This window comes from Candidatus Eisenbacteria bacterium (assembly GCA_013140805.1).
Taxonomy (GTDB): Bacteria; Eisenbacteria; RBG-16-71-46; order RBG-16-71-46; family RBG-16-71-46; genus JABFRW01.
In genome coordinates, this window is sequence record JABFRW010000070.1 from 1 (window position 1) to 19426 (window position 19426).

At 68.5% G+C, this 19426-nt stretch carries 12 protein-coding genes; 4 read left to right on the forward strand and 8 right to left on the reverse strand.

Going from position 1 to position 19426, the window contains the following annotated elements:
* The 4 genes from HOP12_06065 to HOP12_06080 all read left to right on the forward strand — a co-directional run.
* A partial coding sequence (locus HOP12_06065) for a hypothetical protein (GenBank protein NOT33722.1) occupies positions 1-2760 on the forward strand: 2760 nt, incomplete at its 5' end.
* Positions 2757-7697, forward strand: coding sequence for a DUF11 domain-containing protein (locus HOP12_06070; GenBank protein ID NOT33723.1), 4941 nt, complete (start codon positions 2757-2759; stop codon positions 7695-7697). The genes HOP12_06065 and HOP12_06070, both read left to right, overlap by 4 nt.
* A gap of 85 nt (positions 7698-7782) precedes the next feature.
* Positions 7783-9315, forward strand: coding sequence for an aminotransferase class V-fold PLP-dependent enzyme (locus HOP12_06075; GenBank protein NOT33724.1), 1533 nt, complete (start codon positions 7783-7785; stop codon positions 9313-9315).
* A 129-nt stretch (positions 9316-9444) separates the two neighbouring features.
* Complete coding sequence (locus HOP12_06080; GenBank protein ID NOT33725.1) at positions 9445-11151, forward strand: serine hydrolase; 1707 nt, start codon at positions 9445-9447, stop codon at positions 11149-11151.
* Positions 11152-11184: 33 nt separating this feature from the next.
* Here the strand turns inward: HOP12_06080 and HOP12_06085 are convergent, their stop codons facing one another.
* The 8 genes from HOP12_06085 to HOP12_06120 all read right to left on the reverse strand — a co-directional run bounded on the left by HOP12_06085 (position 11185) and on the right by HOP12_06120 (position 19260).
* Positions 11185-11724: a GNAT family N-acetyltransferase gene (locus HOP12_06085; GenBank protein ID NOT33726.1), complete on the reverse strand. Its 540-nt coding sequence runs from the start codon at positions 11722-11724 to the stop codon at positions 11185-11187.
* A gap of 3 nt (positions 11725-11727) precedes the next feature.
* Positions 11728-12360 (reverse strand): SHOCT domain-containing protein, encoded by a 633-nt coding sequence (locus tag HOP12_06090; GenBank protein NOT33727.1) that lies wholly within the window; start codon positions 12358-12360, stop codon positions 11728-11730.
* A gap of 37 nt (positions 12361-12397) precedes the next feature.
* Complete coding sequence (locus HOP12_06095; GenBank protein NOT33728.1) at positions 12398-13624, reverse strand: DUF4032 domain-containing protein; 1227 nt, start codon at positions 13622-13624, stop codon at positions 12398-12400.
* Between the two features lie 55 nt (positions 13625-13679).
* Positions 13680-14120 carry a dUTP diphosphatase gene (dut, locus tag HOP12_06100; GenBank protein ID NOT33729.1) on the reverse strand — a complete coding sequence of 147 codons (441 nt, stop codon included), beginning with the start codon at positions 14118-14120 and terminating at the stop codon, positions 13680-13682.
* Positions 14121-14128: 8 nt separating this feature from the next.
* Positions 14129-15367 (reverse strand): NADP-dependent isocitrate dehydrogenase, encoded by a 1239-nt coding sequence (locus HOP12_06105; GenBank protein NOT33730.1) that lies wholly within the window; start codon positions 15365-15367, stop codon positions 14129-14131.
* 78 nt (positions 15368-15445) lie between these two features.
* Positions 15446-17230, reverse strand: a complete 1785-nt coding sequence (locus HOP12_06110; protein ID NOT33731.1) for a T9SS type A sorting domain-containing protein — start codon at positions 17228-17230, stop codon at positions 15446-15448.
* A gap of 132 nt (positions 17231-17362) precedes the next feature.
* Positions 17363-18118, reverse strand: a complete 756-nt coding sequence (locus HOP12_06115; GenBank protein NOT33732.1) for a response regulator transcription factor — start codon at positions 18116-18118, stop codon at positions 17363-17365.
* Positions 18115-19260 carry a sensor histidine kinase gene (locus tag HOP12_06120; protein ID NOT33733.1) on the reverse strand — a complete coding sequence of 382 codons (1146 nt, stop codon included), beginning with the start codon at positions 19258-19260 and terminating at the stop codon, positions 18115-18117. The genes HOP12_06115 and HOP12_06120 overlap by 4 nt, the downstream gene beginning before the upstream one ends.
* Positions 19261-19426: the final 166 nt, after the last annotated feature.

A 19426-nucleotide genomic window follows, 5' to 3' on the forward strand; every position in this document is an offset into this window, starting at 1 on the left:
GCCGACGGCCGGACGCGCGCGCTGGTGCGGGTGCGGGCACTCGACGCGCGCGGCGTGCCGACGGCCGGACGAATGCTCGTGAGTCTCGAGAGCGAACGCGGCGACTGGGAAGGCGGCGACCTGGACCCGACGCGCGCCGGCATGCAGCTCGCGCTCGAGAACGGGGTCGGCGAAGCGGTGCTGGTGTCGCCATCGGATGCCGGTACGGCGCGCCTGCGTGCGAGCGCCGGTTCGCTCGTCACCGAAACCACGCTCGCGTTCCTGCCCGAGTTGCGACCGCTGCTGCTGGTCGGCACGGTCGAAGGCGTGGTGGATCTCGCCACACTCCGCCACGGAGCCGGCGCGCGCGGCGGTCGGCAAGTCGGCTTCGAACGCGCGATCGAGCAGTTTCGAGATGCGAGCGCCGCCGGCGAGGCGTCCGCCAGCGCGCGCGCCTCGGTGTTCGCCAAGGGACGCGTTCACGACGATCTGCTGCTCACACTCGGTTGGGACACCGAACGATCGAGCGACGAACGGCGCGCCCGCGACCTGGTGCCGGATGAAGGCTATCCGCTGCTCGGCGACGCTTCCGTGCACGGCTACGACGCGCGCTCGACCGGCTACCTGTTCGCACGCATCGAGCGCTCGGGCGCGTGGCTTCAGTACGGCGACTTCTCGCCGCTGGCGGCCGGTTCGCCGCGTCAGCTGGCCGGCTATCAGCGCAGCCTGACCGGCGTCCAGCAGCACCTCGAGAACTCGCGCATGTCGTTCGACGCGTTCAGCTCGCGCGAACGCGCGCGTGCTCAGGTCGAGGAGATCGCGGGACTTGGCACCTCGGGCCCCTATCGTCTCGCGGGCGCTCCGGTGGTGCCCAACAGCGAACACATCGAGATCGTCGTGCGCGATCGCGATCAGCCCGCGGTGGTGCGCAGCGTCAAGAGCTACGCACGATTCGTCGACTACGAGCTGGACGATCAGCGCGGCGAGCTCACGTTCAAGAGCCCGGTGCCGTCGTTCGATTCGGAGCTGCACCCGGTGTTCGTGCGCGCCAGCTACGAACGTGAAGGCGGCGGCGAGCCGGCGTGGGTGTCGGGGGCGGCCGCCCGCGTCCACGTTCACCCGAAGCTCGAGCTGGGCGGCAGCTACGTGGACGACCATGACCCGGCGCAACCTTTCGAGCTGCGTGGGCTCACCGCGCTCGGCACCTTCGGGCCCACCCGCGTCGAGAGCGAGTTCGCGATCGCCGGCACTCCGGGCGGCCGGCGCGGGCCGGGCGGCCGCTTCGAGGTCCAGCACGCCAGCAGTCGCGGTCAGGGACTGTTCCACGTCGCGATCACCGACTCGACGTTCCAGAACGACAATGCCGGGATCGCACCCGGCCGCGCCGAGGCGGGCCTGCGCTGGAACGCACGGCTCTCGGACGCCGCACTGCTGGTCGCCGACGGACTCTATTCCGGTGATCTGCAAGGCGACGCGCGGCGGGCGAGCGTGATGCTCGGCATGAACCGCCGCCTCACGGCGTTCTCGCGCGGCGAGTTCGGAGTGCGTTTCGCGGACGAGTTCCGCCGCGACTCGAGCGACGATCCGTTCGTCATGGCCCTGCGAGCGAAGACGAGTGCGCAGTGGCCCACACGCCCCGAACTGGGCGGCTACCTGGAGCTCGAGCAGGACGTGCGCGTGCTCGACCGGCGTCTCGCCGCGGTCGGCGGTGAGTACCGCTTCGACACCCGCGGACGCGTCTACCTGCGACACGAGATCGCCTCCACGCTGCTCGGTCCCTCGGCGCTCTCGACCACCGATCGCCGCCTCGCCACCGTATTCGGCGTCGATGCGGCCGTCGCCACCGAGGCGCACGTGTTCAGCGAGTACCGGATCGCGAACGCGCTCGCGGGGCGCGAGGCCGAGGCGGCGTTCGGGCTGCGCCAGGCGTGGCGGGTCGGCGACGGCTGGCGCCTCTCGCTCGGGTTCGAGCGGCTCAATCCGATCAGCGACGATCGCATCGGGCCCAGCACCGCGTTTACGAGCGGCCTCGAAGCGCTCGGCGACACCGCGATCAAGGCCAGCGCACGTTTCGAGCTGCGCTCCTCGCGCGCGAGCGATCGCGCGTTGCTCACCATGGCGCTCGCGAACCGCATCGACGCCGCGCTCACGCTGCTGGCCCGCAACACGCTCGACTTCGCTGACGAACGCGCGGCCGGCACGCGGGTGCGGGACCGCATGCAGATCGGGCTCTCGTACCGCCCGGGATTCGCGAACCAATGGGTCGCGCTGTCCCGCTACGAACTCCACTTCGATCGCGGCGCCGGCGTGCTCGGAGCCTCGGGCGTGGGTGTCGCGGAACCGACCACCGGGATCACCGAGACTCGCGGTGCGCGACGGGTCGCGAACATTCTGTCGCTGCACGCGGCCGGGCCGCTCGACGATGCGATCGAGGCCTCGTTCGGCGTCGCCGCCAAGCTCGTCAACGAGCGCTCGGCCGGCTTCGGCGCGAGCAGCCGAGCGCAGTGGATTCATGGCCGGCTCGCACACGACCTCGGCACCCGCTGGGACGTGGGACTCGCGAGCAGCATGCGATTCGCCGACACGTGGCGCGATCGGCAGTCGAGCTACGGGCTCGAACTCGGCCGCGATCTGGGCCGCGGCGTGTGGGCGTCACTGGGCTGGAATCACGACGGCTTCGCGGACGCCGACCTGCCCGACGAAGCGTGGACGCGCCAGGGGCTGTATCTGCGACTGCGCGCCAAGTTCGACGAGTCGATCGTGAACGGAGGCACGCCATGAGAGCGCGCCTCGTGGTCGCGGCGCTGGTGTTCGGCACGATCGGCGCGCTCGTCGCGCCGCCATCTCTCGTGCACGCGCAAATCGTCCGCGCGTTCGGCACGCGCTTCACCGCCAACACCAACGGCGACGTCACGCTGATCGGCAACACGCTGATGAGCTGCAACGGCGGCGGCACCTGCACGAACGGTCGCAACGGCACCGGCGCCTCGCTCAACAACAACGACTTCACCATGACCTACGTCGACGTGGATGGCGACGGCACCACCACCAGCTCGAGCACCGCCACGCTCACCCTGCCGGCCGGCGCCACCGTGCTGTGGGCGGGGCTCTACTGGAGCGGCAATTCGAACGCCGCGGCACGCAATCAGTGTCGCTTCTCGACTCCGGTCGCGGCGTACGCCACGCAGACCGCGACTCAGCTCGATGCGAGCGGCACCGTCTACCAGGGATTTCGTGAGGTCACCGCGCTGGTGCAGGCGGGCGGCAACGGCCTCTATCGCGTCGCGAACGTGCAATCGACCAACAACACCACGAACGTGTTCGCCGGCTGGGGACTCGTCGTGGCCTATGGCCTCGCGACGGATCCGCCGCGCAACCTGGTGGTCTTCGACGGCTACGCGCAGGTCGCCCCCGGTGCAACCGTCGCGCTGACCGTGAACGGCTTCGTGACGCCGCCCGCCGGCGCCGTCAACTCACGGCTCGGCGTGCTGGCCGGCGAAGGCGATCGCGGCTTCACCGGCGATCGCTTCCAGCTCAACAGCACGATCCTGAGCGACGGCGCCAATCCCGCCGACAATTTCTTCAACAGCTCGGTGAGCCGCCTCGGCGCCAACGTGACGACCAAGAATCCGAACTACGTGAATCAGCTCGGCTGGGACGTCGACCTGATCAGCGCGAACGGTGTGCTTCCGAACAACGCCACCTCCGCCACCATCACGCTCAGCTCGGTCGACGATCGCTACTACCCCGGCGTCGTCACCTTCGCGACCGACCTCTACGCGCCGGTGGTGAGCGGCAACGCGTTCCAGAAGCGCGTCACCGACCTGAACGGCGGCGCCGCACAACCCGGCGACGTGCTCGAATACACCCTGCAGCTGCGCAACCTGGGCAACGACAACGCGACCCAGCTGGTGGCGCGTGACACGCTGCCCGCCAACTCCACCTACGTGCCGGGCTCGATCGTGGTGGTGAGCGGCGCGAATGCGGGTGCCAAGAGCGACGCGACCGGAGACGATCAGGCCGAGTACGAAGCGGCCTCGCGCCGGGTCACGGTGCGGCTCGGCAGCGGCGCGACCGCGGCCGCGGGCGGCACACTGGCGCCCACCGTTGCAACCAGCGTGCGATTTCGAATCCGCATCAACGTCCCGACCCCGAGCGCCGATCTGGTTTCGAATCAGGCCTCGAACAGCTTCATCGCACAACAGATCGGCGCGGCACTCACGGCTCGCAGCGACTCCGACACGCTGACCGCCGGCGATCAACCCGCGGTCGTCACCGTCGATGCCCCGCGCATCGCCGGCACGGTGTTCGAGGACGTGAACTATGGCGGCGGCGCCGGTCGCAGCCTGATCGCCGCGGCCGGGGTGGTGCGACCCGGGGCGCGCGTCGAGCTGTACGACGCGGCCGGCAACTTCGCGCAAGGCGCGATCACCGATGCCGCGGGGCTCTTCACATTCGACGGCTGGTCGCCCGGCTCCTATCAAGTGCGCGTGGTCAGCTCGACCGTGCTGTCCTCGCGCACCGGCGCGGTGGCGGGGCTGCTGCCGGTGCAGACCTTTCGGACCACGGCGGCCGCAGGCACGGCACTCGCCGACGTGAATCGCGTAGGTGGAGAGTCTCCCTGGCTGCCCGACGCGGCGCCCAATCTGACCGCGCAGACGCTCGGAGCACTGACGTCCGCGAGCGCCACGCCGCACTCGCTCGCACCGGTCACGCTCGGCACTGCCGATCTCGCCGGGCTCGACTTCGGATTCAACTTCGACACCGTGGTTCACGCGCGCGACGTCGGGCAGGGCAGTCTTGCGCAGTTCCTGATCAACGCGAACGCGCTCGGCAACGGGGGACTCGCGCAATCGGGACTCACGGCCGGCACCGAGCACAGCCTGTTCATGGTCAGCGATGGCGCCGTCCACCCGGGGCTGCGAGCGGGGCTGCCGAATCTCCTGAGCGGCGGCGTGGTGCGCATCGCGGTGGTCACGGTACTCCCCTCGATCACGGGCGCCTTCACCCGCATCGACGGCGCGACCCAGAGCGCCAACGTCGGCAACGCGCTTGCGGGCAGCATCGGCGCCGGCGGCACCGTCGGCGTGGACGGCCTGACGCTGCCGTCACTCGCGCGGCCCGAAGTCGCGATCGTCGACAGCAGCGGCCAGGCGATCGGACTCGACGTGCAGGGCACCGACGTGACGATCGCGAATCTCGCCATCTACGGCTTCGGGCTCGCGAGCGGCAGCGACGCGAGCGCGGACGTGCGCGTGGGGGCTGCTGCTTCCCGGACACGCATTTCGGACTGCGCGATCGGCGCGACCGCCTCCTCGTTCTCCGATCCTGGTGCCGCGGCCCGCTCGGCCGGTGACCACCTGCGGGTGCTGGGCGCCGACGACGGCGTGATCGAACGGTGTTTGGTCGGATTCGGCGCCGGCAACGGCATCGCCTTGAATGGTGGCTCGGACCGGTGGCTGATCGATGCGTGCGAGATCCGCGGCAATGCGATCGGTACCGGTGCCCGCAACGGCGTGAGTCTCGAGAGCGCGACCACCACCACGATTCGCGGCTGCGCAATTCTCGCGCATCACGGCGCGGGCGTTGACGCGGTCGGTGCGGGTGGAAGTCACACGGTCGAGAACTGCACCGTCGATGGCAACGGCAACGGAATCACCGCCGGCACCGAGACGCCGGGCCTGCGCATGAGCGGCAACGGCAATCGAGTGGATCGCAATCGGCTCACGAACAATTACGGCGCCGGAATCCTGGTGAGCGCGACCGCAAGCGGCAATACGATCACGCGCAATCGCATGAGCGGTAACGGCACCCTCACCAATTCAGGCGGCGGCGCTGCGAGCAATCAGCTCGGCATCGATCTGCTGGCAGCGGCCGACAATGCGGCCGCCGGCACCACGCCCTATCGAACCCGCAATGACCTGAACGACGCCGACGCGGGAGCGAACGGCCTCCTGAACTTTCCGGTCATTCACAGCGCGGTGCTCGCGAACGGGCAGTTCACGCTGACCGGCTGGGCGCGGCCCGGCTCGACGATCGAAGTGTTCGTCGCCGCCGTCGACCCGTCCGGATTCGGCGAGGGCGACAGTTACGTGGGTACGTTCGTCGAGGGCTCGGGGGCGGATCTCGACGGCTCGAGCTTCGTCTACGGCCCGATCGTCAATGGCATCGATCAGGGCAGCGACAACACCAACCGCTTCCGCTTCACGGTCGCGGTTCCCGGCGGGGTCGGCCCCGGCGTTCGGCTGACCGCGACCGCGACGGTCGCGAGCAACACCTCGGAGTTCTCGGGTCTCGTCTCGGTGACCGCGGGCGTCGCGCTGAGCGGCTTCGGCTACGCCGATGCCGACCACGACGCACAGAAAGATGCGAGCGAGAACGGCAGCGGACTCACGCTGTGGGCCAAGCTGATCTCGGTTGCGAGCCCCGCTTCAGCACTCGACGTGGTGAGCGTCGACGCGGTGAGCGGCGCCTACGCCTTCGGGTTCGTCACCAGTGGTGCGTGGAACGTGGTGCTCGACGACAATGCCAGTGCGACCGACGTCTCGGCGACCGCGCCCGCGGGGCGACTGCTCACCGAAGCGCCGAGCGGCAGCCGGCTCGTGAACGTGGCGACCTCCGACGTGGCGAATCAGAACTTCGGGCTGTGGTTCGGCAGCCGCGCGAGCGGCCGGGTGTTCCGGGACGACGGCACGGCTGGCGGCATCCCGAATGACGGCGTCGCTCAGCCCGGTGAACCCGGGATCAGCAGCGCGTGCGTGCGGGCCGTGCACACCGCGTGTCCCGGCGGGCAGTGCGACAGCACGCTGTCGGACGCCGCGGGCGGCTTCACGCTGTGGTGGCCGGCGAGTGCGGCCACTCCCGGCGCGCGCATCGTGGAGGTCAATCCAGTGACGTGGCTCTCGACCGGCGGGACCGGCGGCACGAGCGGCGGCACCTACGCGCGCGCGACCGACGCGATCACCCATACGCCCGTGAATGGACTGGAGGTCACCGCGCTCGGATTCGGTGACGTGCCGCCGAACCAGCTCGTCGCGCCGGGGCTCGGCGCCGGTGTGGCCGGATCGAGCGTCGCCTACGCGCACACCTTTACGGCAGGCAGCACCGGCAGTGTGAGCTTCGGGGCGACGCAGAGCGCATCACCACCTCTGCCCGGCTGGGGATGGACGCTGATTCGCGATCTCGACTGCGACGGCGTGGTCGACCCCGGCGAGCCCGCGATCACCTCGCCGCTCGCGCTCGCGACCGGACAGGTGATGTGCCTGGTCCTGCGCCACGCGACTCCGAACGGCGCTCCGGCCGGCGCGGCCGAACTCGTGACGCTCAGCGCCAGCATGAGCTACGTGAATGCGGCGCCGATCCTCGTGAGCGAGGTGCAGACCAGCGATCGCACCACTGTGATCGACGCCGGCGCATTGCGGCTCGCCAAGTCCGTCGACCTGGCGAACGCGCGGCCCGGTGACGTGCTGACCTACACCATCACGTACACGAACCTGGGCCCCGCTCCGCTCAGCTCGATCGTGATCAACGACGCGACACCCGCCTGGACGACTTTCGACTCGGGCGGTTGCGGAGCACTCGGCAGCGGATTGTCGGGTTGCGGGCTGACCGTCTCGCCGGCGGTCGGGGCGGCAGGCGCGGTGCGATGGACGCTGACCGGTGCGCTCGCTCCCGGTGCGAGCGGCAGTGTGACCTTTCGGGTACGCGTCGGCGCCTGACCTCGGGCGCATGACTCATCGGCTATTCTCTCGCCGCCGACTGTGATTCCGCCCGCATCCGCCGCGCTTCGCGTGAGGATTCCCGATGACGCAGGATTCGAACGCCGCCGACTCCACTTCGCCGCTCGATCCGCCCGCCGATCGAGTCGCGCACTGGGGCCACGCCACGGTCGATGCGATGTCGCGCTACGTCGCCACCCTGCGCGAGCGCCCGGTCCATCAGCCGACCACTGCGGCTCGGATTCGCGAGCGGCTCGACTCGGCGCTGCCGCAAGGCCCCGCCGACTTCGATGAGGTGCTCCGCACCTTTCACGAAGTGATGGTGCCGATGAGCCGCCACAGCGGGCATCCGCGCATGTTCGGCTACGTGCAGTCGCCGGGTACCCCGGTCGCCGCACTCGCCGATTTCATCGCCTCGACGCTCAATTCAAACGTCACGGCGTGGCGCTCGGCGCCGGCCGCGGCCGAAATCGAGAGACTCTCGATCGACTGGATCCGGCAGATCCTCGGTGTCGAGTCGGGTGCCGCCGGCCTGTTCGTGAGCGGCGGCTCGATGGCGAATCTCACCGCGCTCGCGACCGCCCGGCGCGCGAAGGCGAGCACCGATGTGGCGCGCGCGGGCGCACGCTCCGAACCTCGTGCGATGCGGCTCTATGCGTCGGCCGAGACCCACCACTCGATCGCCAAGGCGGCGGCGCTGCTCGGGATCGGCGCCGACCACGTGCGCTTGATCGAGGTCGACGAGCGCTCTCGCGTTCGAGTCGACGAACTGATCGACCGCATCGAGGAGGACGTGCGCGAGGGGTACCTGCCGTTTTGCGTGGTGGCGAATGCCGGCACGGTGGCGACCGGCGCGATCGACCCGCTCGAGACGCTGGCCGAAGTGGCGCGACGCTTCGGGCTGTGGCTCCACGTCGACGCGAGCTACGGCGGCTTCGCGGCACTCGCGCCGTCGGTTCGGCAACGGTTCGTGGGATTGCGCGAAGCCGATTCGATCGCGCTCGACCCCCACAAGTGGCTGTACCTTCCGATCGATTGCGGCTGCGTGCTGTTTCGTGACCCCTCCACCGCGCGCGCCACGTTCGCCCACGACGCCGAGTACACCCGCGTCATGGAGCGCGATCCCGACCAAACCTTCGCATTCTGGGACTACGGCCCCGAACTGTCACGGCGGTTCCGCGCGCTCAAGGTGTGGGCCCTGCTCCGCTGTGTCGGCGTGCGCGCGCTCGGCGAGGCGATCGAGGCGAATATCGACTGCGCCCGCCACTTCGAACGTCTCGTCGAAGCGAGCGAGGACTTCGAGATGCTCGCTCCGGTCGAGCTTTCGATCTTCTGCTTTCGCTACGTGCCGGCCGCGATGCGCATGGCGCTCGACCGCTCCGATGCGGTCGAGCGTGCGCGGCTCGATCGGGAACTCGATGCGTTGAATGAGCGACTGCTGGTGGCGCTGCAGCGCGACGGCAGCTCCTACCTGTCGAACGCCGGCCTCGGCGGGCGCTTCAGCCTGCGTGGATGCGTGCTCAACTACCGCACGACGCGGCGCGACATGGAGATCCTGCTCGCCGACCTGCGTCGCGTCGCGAGCGGCATCCGTCGTGAAGCACCCGACTCCTGCTGATCACAGTGACCGGCAGCTCGTCTTCGTCGAGTTCGACGTTGGCAACGTCCGCAAAACGCTGCAACCTGTGTCGTGAGCGGCCCGTAGGGCCCACGTTCGGATCATTCCCTTCGAAACCACGAGGCGTTCATGCGCACGTTCCGAGTCCCCCGTTTCTTGGCGCTGCTCGCGGTTGCCGTCGTCCTGACGACCTCGGGTGGAGCAACCGCGGCGATCGCCGCGGCGAAGCCCACCGCCGCGAACGACGCGGCAATCGTTCAGAGGCTCGATGCACTGCTGGTGCCGCTGTTCCCCGCCGACCAGCCGGGTGCCGCGATCCTGGTGGCGCGCAATGGCAAGCCGATCTATCGACGCGCCTTCGGCCTCGCGAATCTCGAAAGCAAGACGCCGGTGCGGCCCGAAATGGAGTTTCGCCTCGCTTCGGTGACCAAACAGTTCACCTCGGCACTGGTCATGCAGCTCGTCGAACAGGGCAAGCTCGACCTCGACGCCGACGTCACGCGGTATCTGCCCGACTTTCCGACTCATGGTGAGCGGATCACGATCCAGCACTTGCTGACTCACACCGCCGGCCTCTCGGACCTGACTTCGAATCCCGAGTTCATGGCGCGCCGCGAGCAAGCGCACAGCTCGCAGCAACTGCTCGATCAGTTCAAGGACAAGCCGCTCGGCTTCAAGCCCGGCTCGCGCTGGGCCTACAGCAACTCCGGTTACATCCTGCTCGGTGCGGTGATCGAGAAAGTGACGGGCCGCACCTACGCACAGTGCCTCGAGTCTCAGATCTTCGCTCCGATCGGCATGACCCACTCCCGATACGGCACCGACGAGCCTGCCTCTGCGAACGAGACGCGCGGCTACCGGCGTGATGCCGGCAAGCGCCTTCCGGCCGAACCGATCAGCATGACGGTGCCGTTCGCGGCCGGCGCGATCGTTTCGTCGGTCGACGACCTCCTCAAGTGGGACAACGCGCTCACCGCCGGCAAGGTCATGAAGCCCGCGTCACTCGCGCGGACCATGGCGCCGGTCACGCTCGCCGACGGCAAGTCGTCGAGCTACGGGTTCGGCTGGGTGATGTCGAACTACGAAGGACACCGGATCGAGCAGCACAACGGCGGCATCGACGGCTTCCTGGCCAACGTGGTGCGCATCCCCGACGACCGGCTCTACGTCGCCATGCTCGTGAACGACGAGAGCCCCTCGTTCAATGCCGACTTCCTGGCGGCGAAGCTCACCGCGATCGCGGTCGGCAAGCCGCTTCCCGAGCCCGGCGCCCATTCGATGACTCCGGAACAGCTCGATCGGTTCGTCGGCGTCTATGCCGTCGACTCCGCGACCTCGCGCGCGATCGTGCGCAAGGACCGCAAGCTCTATTCGCAACGCAGGGGCGGCGGCGAACTCGAACTGTTCCCGACCTCGGACTCCACCTTCGGCATGGTGGATCGCATCGCGCGGCTCACCTTTCGACGCGGACCGGACGGCAAGATCGATCGAGTGGTCATGAATCAGTCGGGACTCGAGCAGACTTATCGCCGCACCGACGAGTTGCTGCCGAACGCGCGCATCACCGTGGCGCTCACACCCGCGCAGATCGACGCGTGCGTCGGCGTCTACGAACTCACACCGCAATTCAAGATCACGGTCGCGCGCGAGGACACGAAGGTCTACGCGCAGGCGACCGGACAGCCGCGCTTCGAGATCTTTGCCGAGTCACCGACCCGGTTCTACCTCACGGCGGTCGACGCGCAGATCGAGTTCGAGCCCGGCGACGACGGCAGGATGAAGACCATGACGCTGCGACAGGGCGGCAACGATACGGTCGGGAAGCGCGTGGAGTAGTGCTCGTGGCGCGTGCGCGTTCGGGTCAGCGCGTCACTCGGGGGGCGTCGAAACTCCGACGTCGATCGCGAGCGCGAGCTTGAACATGTCGACATAGCGGCCCTGGTGCCGGATCGCGCGCGGTTCGCGGCCCCACTCGCGAAACCCCGCGGCTTCGTACATGCGCCTGGCACCGGGCGCCGCGTCGGTGACGCCGAGTTCGAGCTGCGTGACGTCGCCCCACGCGCGGACCTGTGCGATCGCGGCGTCGAGCAGCTCGCGCGCCATGCCGCGACCGCGCGAGCGCGGCGTGACGAACACGCTGAAGACGCCCACGCGATGCGCGCGCTTGATTCCCGACTCGCGGCGAATTGCGAGCAGGCCGACCATGCGATCGTTCTCGAAACCGCCGAACATCGCCTGATTGCGCTCATCCGCGAGCGAAGCGCGCACGAACTCCACGGACTGGTTCTTGTCGTCCTCGACCGTGGCGCCGAACGAAAGCGGCGCGGTCTCCAGTGCCTCGCGTCGCAACGGGACCACGAGTGCCGCGTCCGCGGTCTGCAGTCGTCGAACGCGCGCACCGGACGTCATGCCTCAGAGTCCCGAGACCACGCGCGCCTTGATCGCTTCGAACTCGGAGTCCGAGATGAGCCCCTTCGCGAGCATCGCCCTGGCGCGCTCGAGCCGCGCGACCGGGTCATGATCGCCGCCCGCAGCCGCGCCGCTCCCGAATTCCTGACCGGGTCCGAGCTGAATGCCGCCCGAGCGGGCGCGCATCTCCTCGAGCTCGCGAATGCGGCGCTTCTCGCGCCACGCCTGTTCGTTCGCCTGACAGATGCGGTAGACCGCTTGCGCCTGCTCTTTGCGAAGCCCGGTGAGTCGGAGGGTAGGAGTCGCCTCGCCACCGACCGCAAGATCGGTGCTGCTCAGCGACTGCACGATCAGATCCGCTCCGAACACTCCGACCTGAAGCCGCACGTCCTTCAAGTCCTGCCACCGCACGTCCTCATGGCGAAAGCCGGCGAACAGCCCGCGCGTCAGCACCACCAGTCGTCCGCTGCTCGCGCCGACCACGGTGCGACGATGCGTGAGCGCGAACACGCGGCGCTGCACCGCCCACGCTTCGAGTCTTTCGCCCTCGACCAGCAGCTTCTGCAACTGCTCGACCGCCGCACGCACGCTCGGGGACTCGCTCGTATCCACTTCGGGCACTCCAGTCGAGGTCATGGTTCGATTCCCTCTCGTCGCGGCCATCCGCCGTTTCCTAGGATTCGAGGGCGATGCTCGCGGACTTCCCGAATTTCTCGATGTAGTCCGCGACCGCCACTTCGAGCCCCACGTCGCGCTTCGCTCGCTCCGACATGTACCACTTGTGCTCGAGCACCTCACAGTAGAGCTGCAGGGTGTCGGTGTCGGCGGTGACGAGCGGCGCGAGTCGTTCGAGCGTGGGATGAAAACGCTCGTCGAGCCAGTGGAACGCCGCGACGCTCATCGGCGTGCTGCGAGTGGCGCGCGACAGCGTGGCCCGCAGCTCGCGGATCTCCTGCATCATGAGCCGCGCCTGCTCCTCGCCCGCCACCACGCCGGTCAGCGAGTGAAGCTGATGCCGATGGTAGTCGCGATCGGTCACGATGGTGCGCATCCGCAGGTGATCGCCTCCGCCGGCCGCGACCAGCTCGACCTGGTCGACCGAGAAGCCGAGGTCGTTGAGCACCCGGATGCGCTCGTGGATGCGGTAGCCCTCGTCGGCCGCCACCACGATCTCGCGCGCGATCTCGCCCCACAGTCGCTGGTAGCGCGCGCGGATCGCCTCGACCACTTCAGAGGCGGCGCCCGGGGCCATGGAACCGCCCGACTCGGCACTCACATCGGCGAGATCGCCCGCCACGTTCTCTTCCAGCACCACCAGATCCTGCTCGCGCTGGCCGTCCGAGAGCGACTCGTGGACCTCCGAGGTTTCGGCGTCGACCAGAAAGGCCTGCAACTCGCCGGCGTCGCGTCGGAACAGGGTGTTTGAAAGCGAGCAGTCCCCCCAGAAGCACCCCCCCAGGTGAAGTCGCACGATCAGGCTCGCCATCGCGTCGAGCAGCCGGTCGCGATAACGCTCGAGCCCCGCCTGCCGGAACAGCGCGCGGTACGGCAGCGAGCCGTCGAGAAAGCGCGTCACCAGCACGCCTCCCGCCTCCTCGCTGCCCTCGGTCCACACCCGCGCAGAGCCGACCGCCAGGACGGCGGGAAGTCCGCGCTCTTCGAGCCGCCTCAGGGTTTCGTACTCGCGCTCCGCGACGTGCTCGGGCAGCTCCTTCATGGCGTAGATCGCGGCGCCGTAGCTCACGAACACCACCTCGTGGCGCGACAGGCCGCGCGGCACCTGCACGATGCGAGCGGTTCGCTCCGCCCAGCGGGCGAGCGGCAGACCCCACGGCAGGTCGAGGAAGTCGGGGTGGTCCTGCCGGATGCTGAGTCCGAGCAGTCCGGGAGCTGGATTCATGGCGCGCAGCGTAGCCGAAACTCGACGCAGCGCGCGGAGCGACACCTCACTCCGCTCACACCCCGCTGTGCCCGAAGCCTCCGGCTCCACGCACGGTGGTGGTCAGCTCGCGTACCGCTTCGAACGCGATGCGCGTGACCGGCGCCGGCAGCATCTGCGCGATGCGCATGCCGCGTTCGACCACGAACGGCTCGCGACCCAGGTTGATGAGCGCCACGCGAATCTCGCCGCGGTAGTCCGAATCGATGGTCGCAGGTGCGTTCGGCAACGTCACGCCGTGCTTGCCTGCGAGCCCCGAACGCGGACGGATCTGCACCTCCCAGCCGGGCGGGATCTCGAGCGCGAAGCCGGTCGGGATCATCTCGATCGTCCCGGGCGCGAGGGTGATCGATTCCGACACCGCGGCGCGGACGTCGGCGGCTGCGGAACCGGCGGTCGCGTAAGACGGCGGCTCGAGCCCCTCGCCATGCGGCAACCACTGGATGCGAATCGCCACCGTGGCGCTCACGAACCCGCCCCCACCAGTCCCGAGGACACCTTGGTCGCGAGCCGTTGCGCGATCGCGTCGATAAAGCCTTCGGTGGTCGCGTGACCCTGCGGGCGTGGCGTGGCGATCAGCGCCAGGTCCTTGGTCATCACGCCGCCTTCGATGGTCTCGATCACCGAGGTCTCGATCGCACGCGCGAACGCCACCAGCTCCGGTGTCTGATCCAGCTCGCCGCGTTTCGCGAGCGCTCCGCTCCACGCGAAGATCGTCGCGGTCGAGTTGGTGCTCGTCGCCTCGCCCTTCTGATGTGCGTAGTAGTGGCGCTGCACGGTGCCGTGAGCGGCCTCGTATTCATACTTGTGATCGGGCGAGACCAGCACCGAGGTCATGAGACCGAGGCTGCCGAAGCCCGAGGCGACCATGTCGCTCATCACGTCGCCGTCGTAATTCATGCACGCCCACAGGAAACCGCCCTCGTGGCGCATGGTGCGCGCCACCGCATCGTCGATCAGCATGTACTGATAGCTGATGCCGGCCTTCTCGAACTCGGTCTTGCGTGCATCGACTTCCTCGCGAAACACGTCCTTGAACATCGCGTGGTAGGTCTTGCTGATGGTGTCCTTGGCGCCGAACCACAGCGGCATCCGTTCGGCGAGCGCGTGGGCCACGCACGAGCGCGCGAAGGAGCGAACCGACGACTCGAGGTTGTGCGTGCCCATCACCACACCGGCGCCCTTGAACTCGTGCACCGCAAGCGACTGCGAGTCACCGCCACCGGACGGCTGATAGACCAGCGACACCTTGCCGGGCCCCGGAATGCGCATCTCCGCACTCTTGTAGATGTCACCGTAGGCGTGGCGGCCGATCGTGATCGGCTTCGCCCACGAACGCACCATCGGAGGCACGTTCTTCACGATGATCGGGGTTCGGAACACGGTGCCGTCGAGGATCGCGCGGATCGTGCCGTTGGGGCTCGCCCACGCCTTCTTGAGGCCGTACTCCTTCACCCGCGCGGCGTCCGGCGTGATCGTCGCGCACTTGACCCCGACCCCGTACTTCTTGATCGCCTCGGCCGACTGCACGGTGACCGCGTCGTCGGTGCGGTCGCGCTCGGGCAGGAACAGGTCGTAGCGCTCGAGCGTGACGTCGACGAACGGCAACACCAGGCGCTCCTTGACGAGCGCCCAGATGATGCGGGTCATCTCGTCGCCATCGATCTCGACGAGTGGGGTCTTGGCCTGGATACGCGACGCCATGCGGGTGTCCTCCGGTTCGGGTTTCGAACCGCGGACGGTATCAGAGCCGGGCGGGGCGGCGCGAGGCGCGCCGAGGCCTCAGCGCAGGTGCACGAGCCGCGCAATCGCGCTGCCCGCGCGGCTCGAAACGCGCACCAGGTAGACGCCGCCCGACGGCAGGCGTGCGCCGTCGAGCGTGACACGATGCCCGCCCGACTCGTAGTGACGCTCCGCCCATCGCATCACCTCACGCCCCTGCAGATCGTGCACCGTGACGATCGCAGGCCCGGGAGACGGCAGGCGAAAGTCGATCGAACTTCTGGCGCCCACCGGATTCGGCGCGATGCGCAGCGTCACCGCCGGCATCGTTCGAGGCCTCGGGCCGACTCCGACCAGATCGCGACCCTGCACGATCGTGAGCGCCGTATCGACCGGGGGACTCGCGATCCGGTCGACGCTTCCGCCCGGCCATTCGATGATCAGCGAGTCCACGCTGCCCGCCTCGGCGAGTCCGAAGTGCGCGGCCAGCATGTTCTGGCTGCCGTACCCCGTGCACGCCGAGATCTCGCGCATCTGCCAGCGCGGCGTACCGCCGATGGTGGCGAGCACCCTCACTTTGGCGCCGATGCCGGAACGGTTCGCCGGCGAGCCGACGCACGTCACCTCGAGCCAGTGGGCACCGCTCGCCAGGTCGTTTCGGAACAGCAGGCTCGGCCCCTCGCTGCGCGCGGTCGGCGCGAACAGATCGAGATCGCCGTCGCCGTCGTAGTCGCCGGCCGCGACGCCGTAGTTCGAGCGCCCGATCGTCACATAAGTTCCGGTCGTCACGCTCGTGAAGGTGCCGTCGCCGTTGTTGCGGTAGTGGCGATCGGCCGTGGTCAGATCGCGCGCCACGTAGACGTCGAGGTCGCCATCGTTGTCGAAGTCGCCCCACGTCACCCCGTGCGCGGGTCCGGTATCGGTGACGATCGAGCCGGTGGTGATCTTCGTGAAGGTTCCGCCGTCGTTGCGATAGAGCTGGTTCGGGACCGACGTGTAGTTGATCGCGTAGCAGTCGAGATCGCCGTCGTTGTCGTAGTCGGCCCAGCTCAGCGTCTGCGAGTCGCGTGAGTCACCCGCCAGCGCGCCGCCGGTGATGAGCGTGAACGTCGCCGTGCCGGTCTCGACGAGCTGATTGCGGTACATGAAGTCGGGGCCGACGCTGCCCACCGCGCCGGTGGCGAAGAACAGGTCGAGATCGCCGTCGCCGTCGAAGTCCGACCAGGTCGGGTGGTGATGGAATTCCGAGATCGTGGTCGGCGGCACGCCGGTGACCTCCTCGAACGTGCCATCACCCCGATTGTGGAACAGCCGGTTGCCGCCCGACATGCCGAGAACCCCCGACAGCAGCGAGATCACCAGATCGACGTGGCCGTCGTTGTCGTAGTCACCCCACGCGCATCCGGTGCTCTTGACGCCCGAGCCGCTCAGGAGGGTTGCGGTATTCGGAATCCGGATCCCGGGTGCCGCGCCCTGGAACAGCAAGCCGTGGTGCTGATCGAGTCCCGAGACGAACGCGTCGAGGAGCCCGTCATTGTTGTAGTCGGCCCAGGTGCTGCACACCGTGTCGGAGGCCTCCTGCCCCATCGGGTCATCGGTGACCCGCACGAAAGTGTCGCCGCCGTCATTGCGGTACAGCACGTTGTTGCGATCGCCGGTGAAGGCGGTCAGTACGTAGAGATCGAGATCGCCGTCGCCGTCGTAGTCCACCCACGCGCCGCCGGTCGAGAAAGCGTTGTGCGCCGTCATGTCTGGATTGACGATCGAGGTGAAGGTCTGGGCGGCGGCCGGAGGGGCGGAGCCGACCAGCAGGAGCAGGAACAGCAATGCGATGCGGCGTGACATGGACGTTTCCTCGAGGAGGCGGGCGGCGGGGCGGCTCGTGAACATCGAGCCTCGCGATCGGGGCCCGGCTCCACAAGCCGCGCGGGGCGGATCGCGGGACCCGGTGGTGAAGTGCAGGCCGCCGGGGCCAGTTCAGGTGCGCGGCAGGAGTTGTTCGCGAAAACCGCGACTCATGCGCAGTTCCACTCCCTGATCGAGCCTGACCACGAAGTCGCCACGCCCGTCGGGAATGATCTCCCGCACGCAATCGATCGCCACCATCGTCGAGCGATGGATACGAGCGAAGCGCTCGGGATCGAGCTGACGGGCGAGGTCCGTGAGCGTCGAACGCAGCAGAAAGCACTGTCCACGCGCGTGCAGTTCCACGTAGTTACCGGCCGCCTCGATCCACGCCACCTCGTCGTCGCGGACCAGCAGGAAGCGGTCTCGTTCCTTGACCACGATGCGGCGCAGCGGCGCGGACGTCGCATCGTTCGAAGGGCCGCCGATCATCCGCGCGAGTGCTTGCGAGCCGGGCCGCTCGTCGAGGCTGAGTTCGCGGCGCACCCGTTCGATCGCGTCGCGCAAGCGCCCCGGCGCGACCGGCTTGAGCAGATAGTCGAGGGCGTGGATCTCGAACGCTCGCAGAGCGAACTCGTCGTGGGCGGTCACGAACACCACCGCCGGCAGATGCTCGCCGGCCACCCGGCGCACCACCTCGAAGCCGTCGAAGTCGGGCATCTGGATGTCGAGCAGCACCAGATCGGGGAGCTGCGCGCGGATCGCCTCTTCGGCCTCGCCGCCATCCACCGACTCGCCGACGATTTCGATGTCGCGCTCGGCGCCGAGCAAGTGGCGCAGCCCCTGCCGCGCGAGCGGCTCGTCGTCGACGATCAGCGTGCGAATCATGGGCGTGCCTCCGCGATGGTTGCCAGGCCCCGCGTCGGATGAACGCGCCACGGGAGATCGAGTGTGAGCAGCGCGCCGCCTTCGACCGGATTGCTGCACTCCATTCGAAACACGGTGCCGTAGAGCTGTTGCAGCCGCGTTCGGGTGTTCGCCAGTCCGATCCCCGCGCGCTCACCTCGCAACACCTCGGCGGGGAATCCGGGGCCGGAATCTCGCACCTCGATCCGCAGTTGTTCCCCGTCCCGGCGGGTCGAGATCGACACCCGCCCGTCACCGCGTCGCGCACCGATGCCATGCTCGACCGCATTCTCGACCAGCGGCTGGAGCGCGAGGCTCGGGACACTCACCTCGAGTGTGTCGGTCGCGATGTCTCGCGTGACCGTGAACCGCGAGCCGTATCGCATGCCCTGCAATTCGAGGTAGCGATCGATCAGCGCGAGTTCGGCTCCGAGCGTCGTGAAGGTGTCGGCATGCTCCCGCAGCATCGCGCGCAGCAACTCGGCCAGCGCCGAAACCGCCCGATGCACCGCTTCGCGCTCCCCCGTCAACGCCAGCGTCGAGATCGAGTTCAGCGTATTGAACAGGAAGTGCGGCTCGAGCTGGGCCCGCAATGCGGCGAGCCGGGCCTCCGACAGGCTGGCCCGCAGCGCCGCCTCCGACACCTCTCGGGCTCGCCGTTCGGCCTGGATGTGCATCACCTGCACCATCCCGACCAGCGCCCAGTACGTGAAGACATCGGCGACCGCCCAGCGCGCGAGCATGATCTGAGTCGCGACAACGAAGGACGGGTCGCCGCCCCGATACCAGCTGATGAACGCCGACGAAGCGCCCAGATGCAGGAACACGAACACGACTCCTGCCAGTCCGTGAATCGCCAGTGCGACCGGCCAGCGCTCACGATCCAGCCGCACCCGGCGAGCGAGAAACAGGATCGGTGGGCACAGAAGCACCAGTGCGATCCACGACGGCAGTGATCGCGCCAGTGCTTCGGGCCAGAACTGGTGGGCGGGAACGTCCGAGTAGACGAAGCGGCCCTGCCATGACTCGAGCAGGCCGAAGAGCAGCGCTCCTCCGACCACCCACAACGCCACGCGCAGGCGCCCCATCTCGCGAATCGGATCGGGTGTCGGATGGACATTCACGCGCATGAGTCTAGGGGTGCGCGTGGCCGCGCGTCACGCTGATTTCGAACGCGGCGATTCGTCACGCGCGGCTGCGGTTCGTCACACGAACGCTCGCGCCGGCACTGCGGCGACGCGACCGCGAACTCCAGGAGTGCGACTGCGAACACCGCGTGAATCTCTGGTA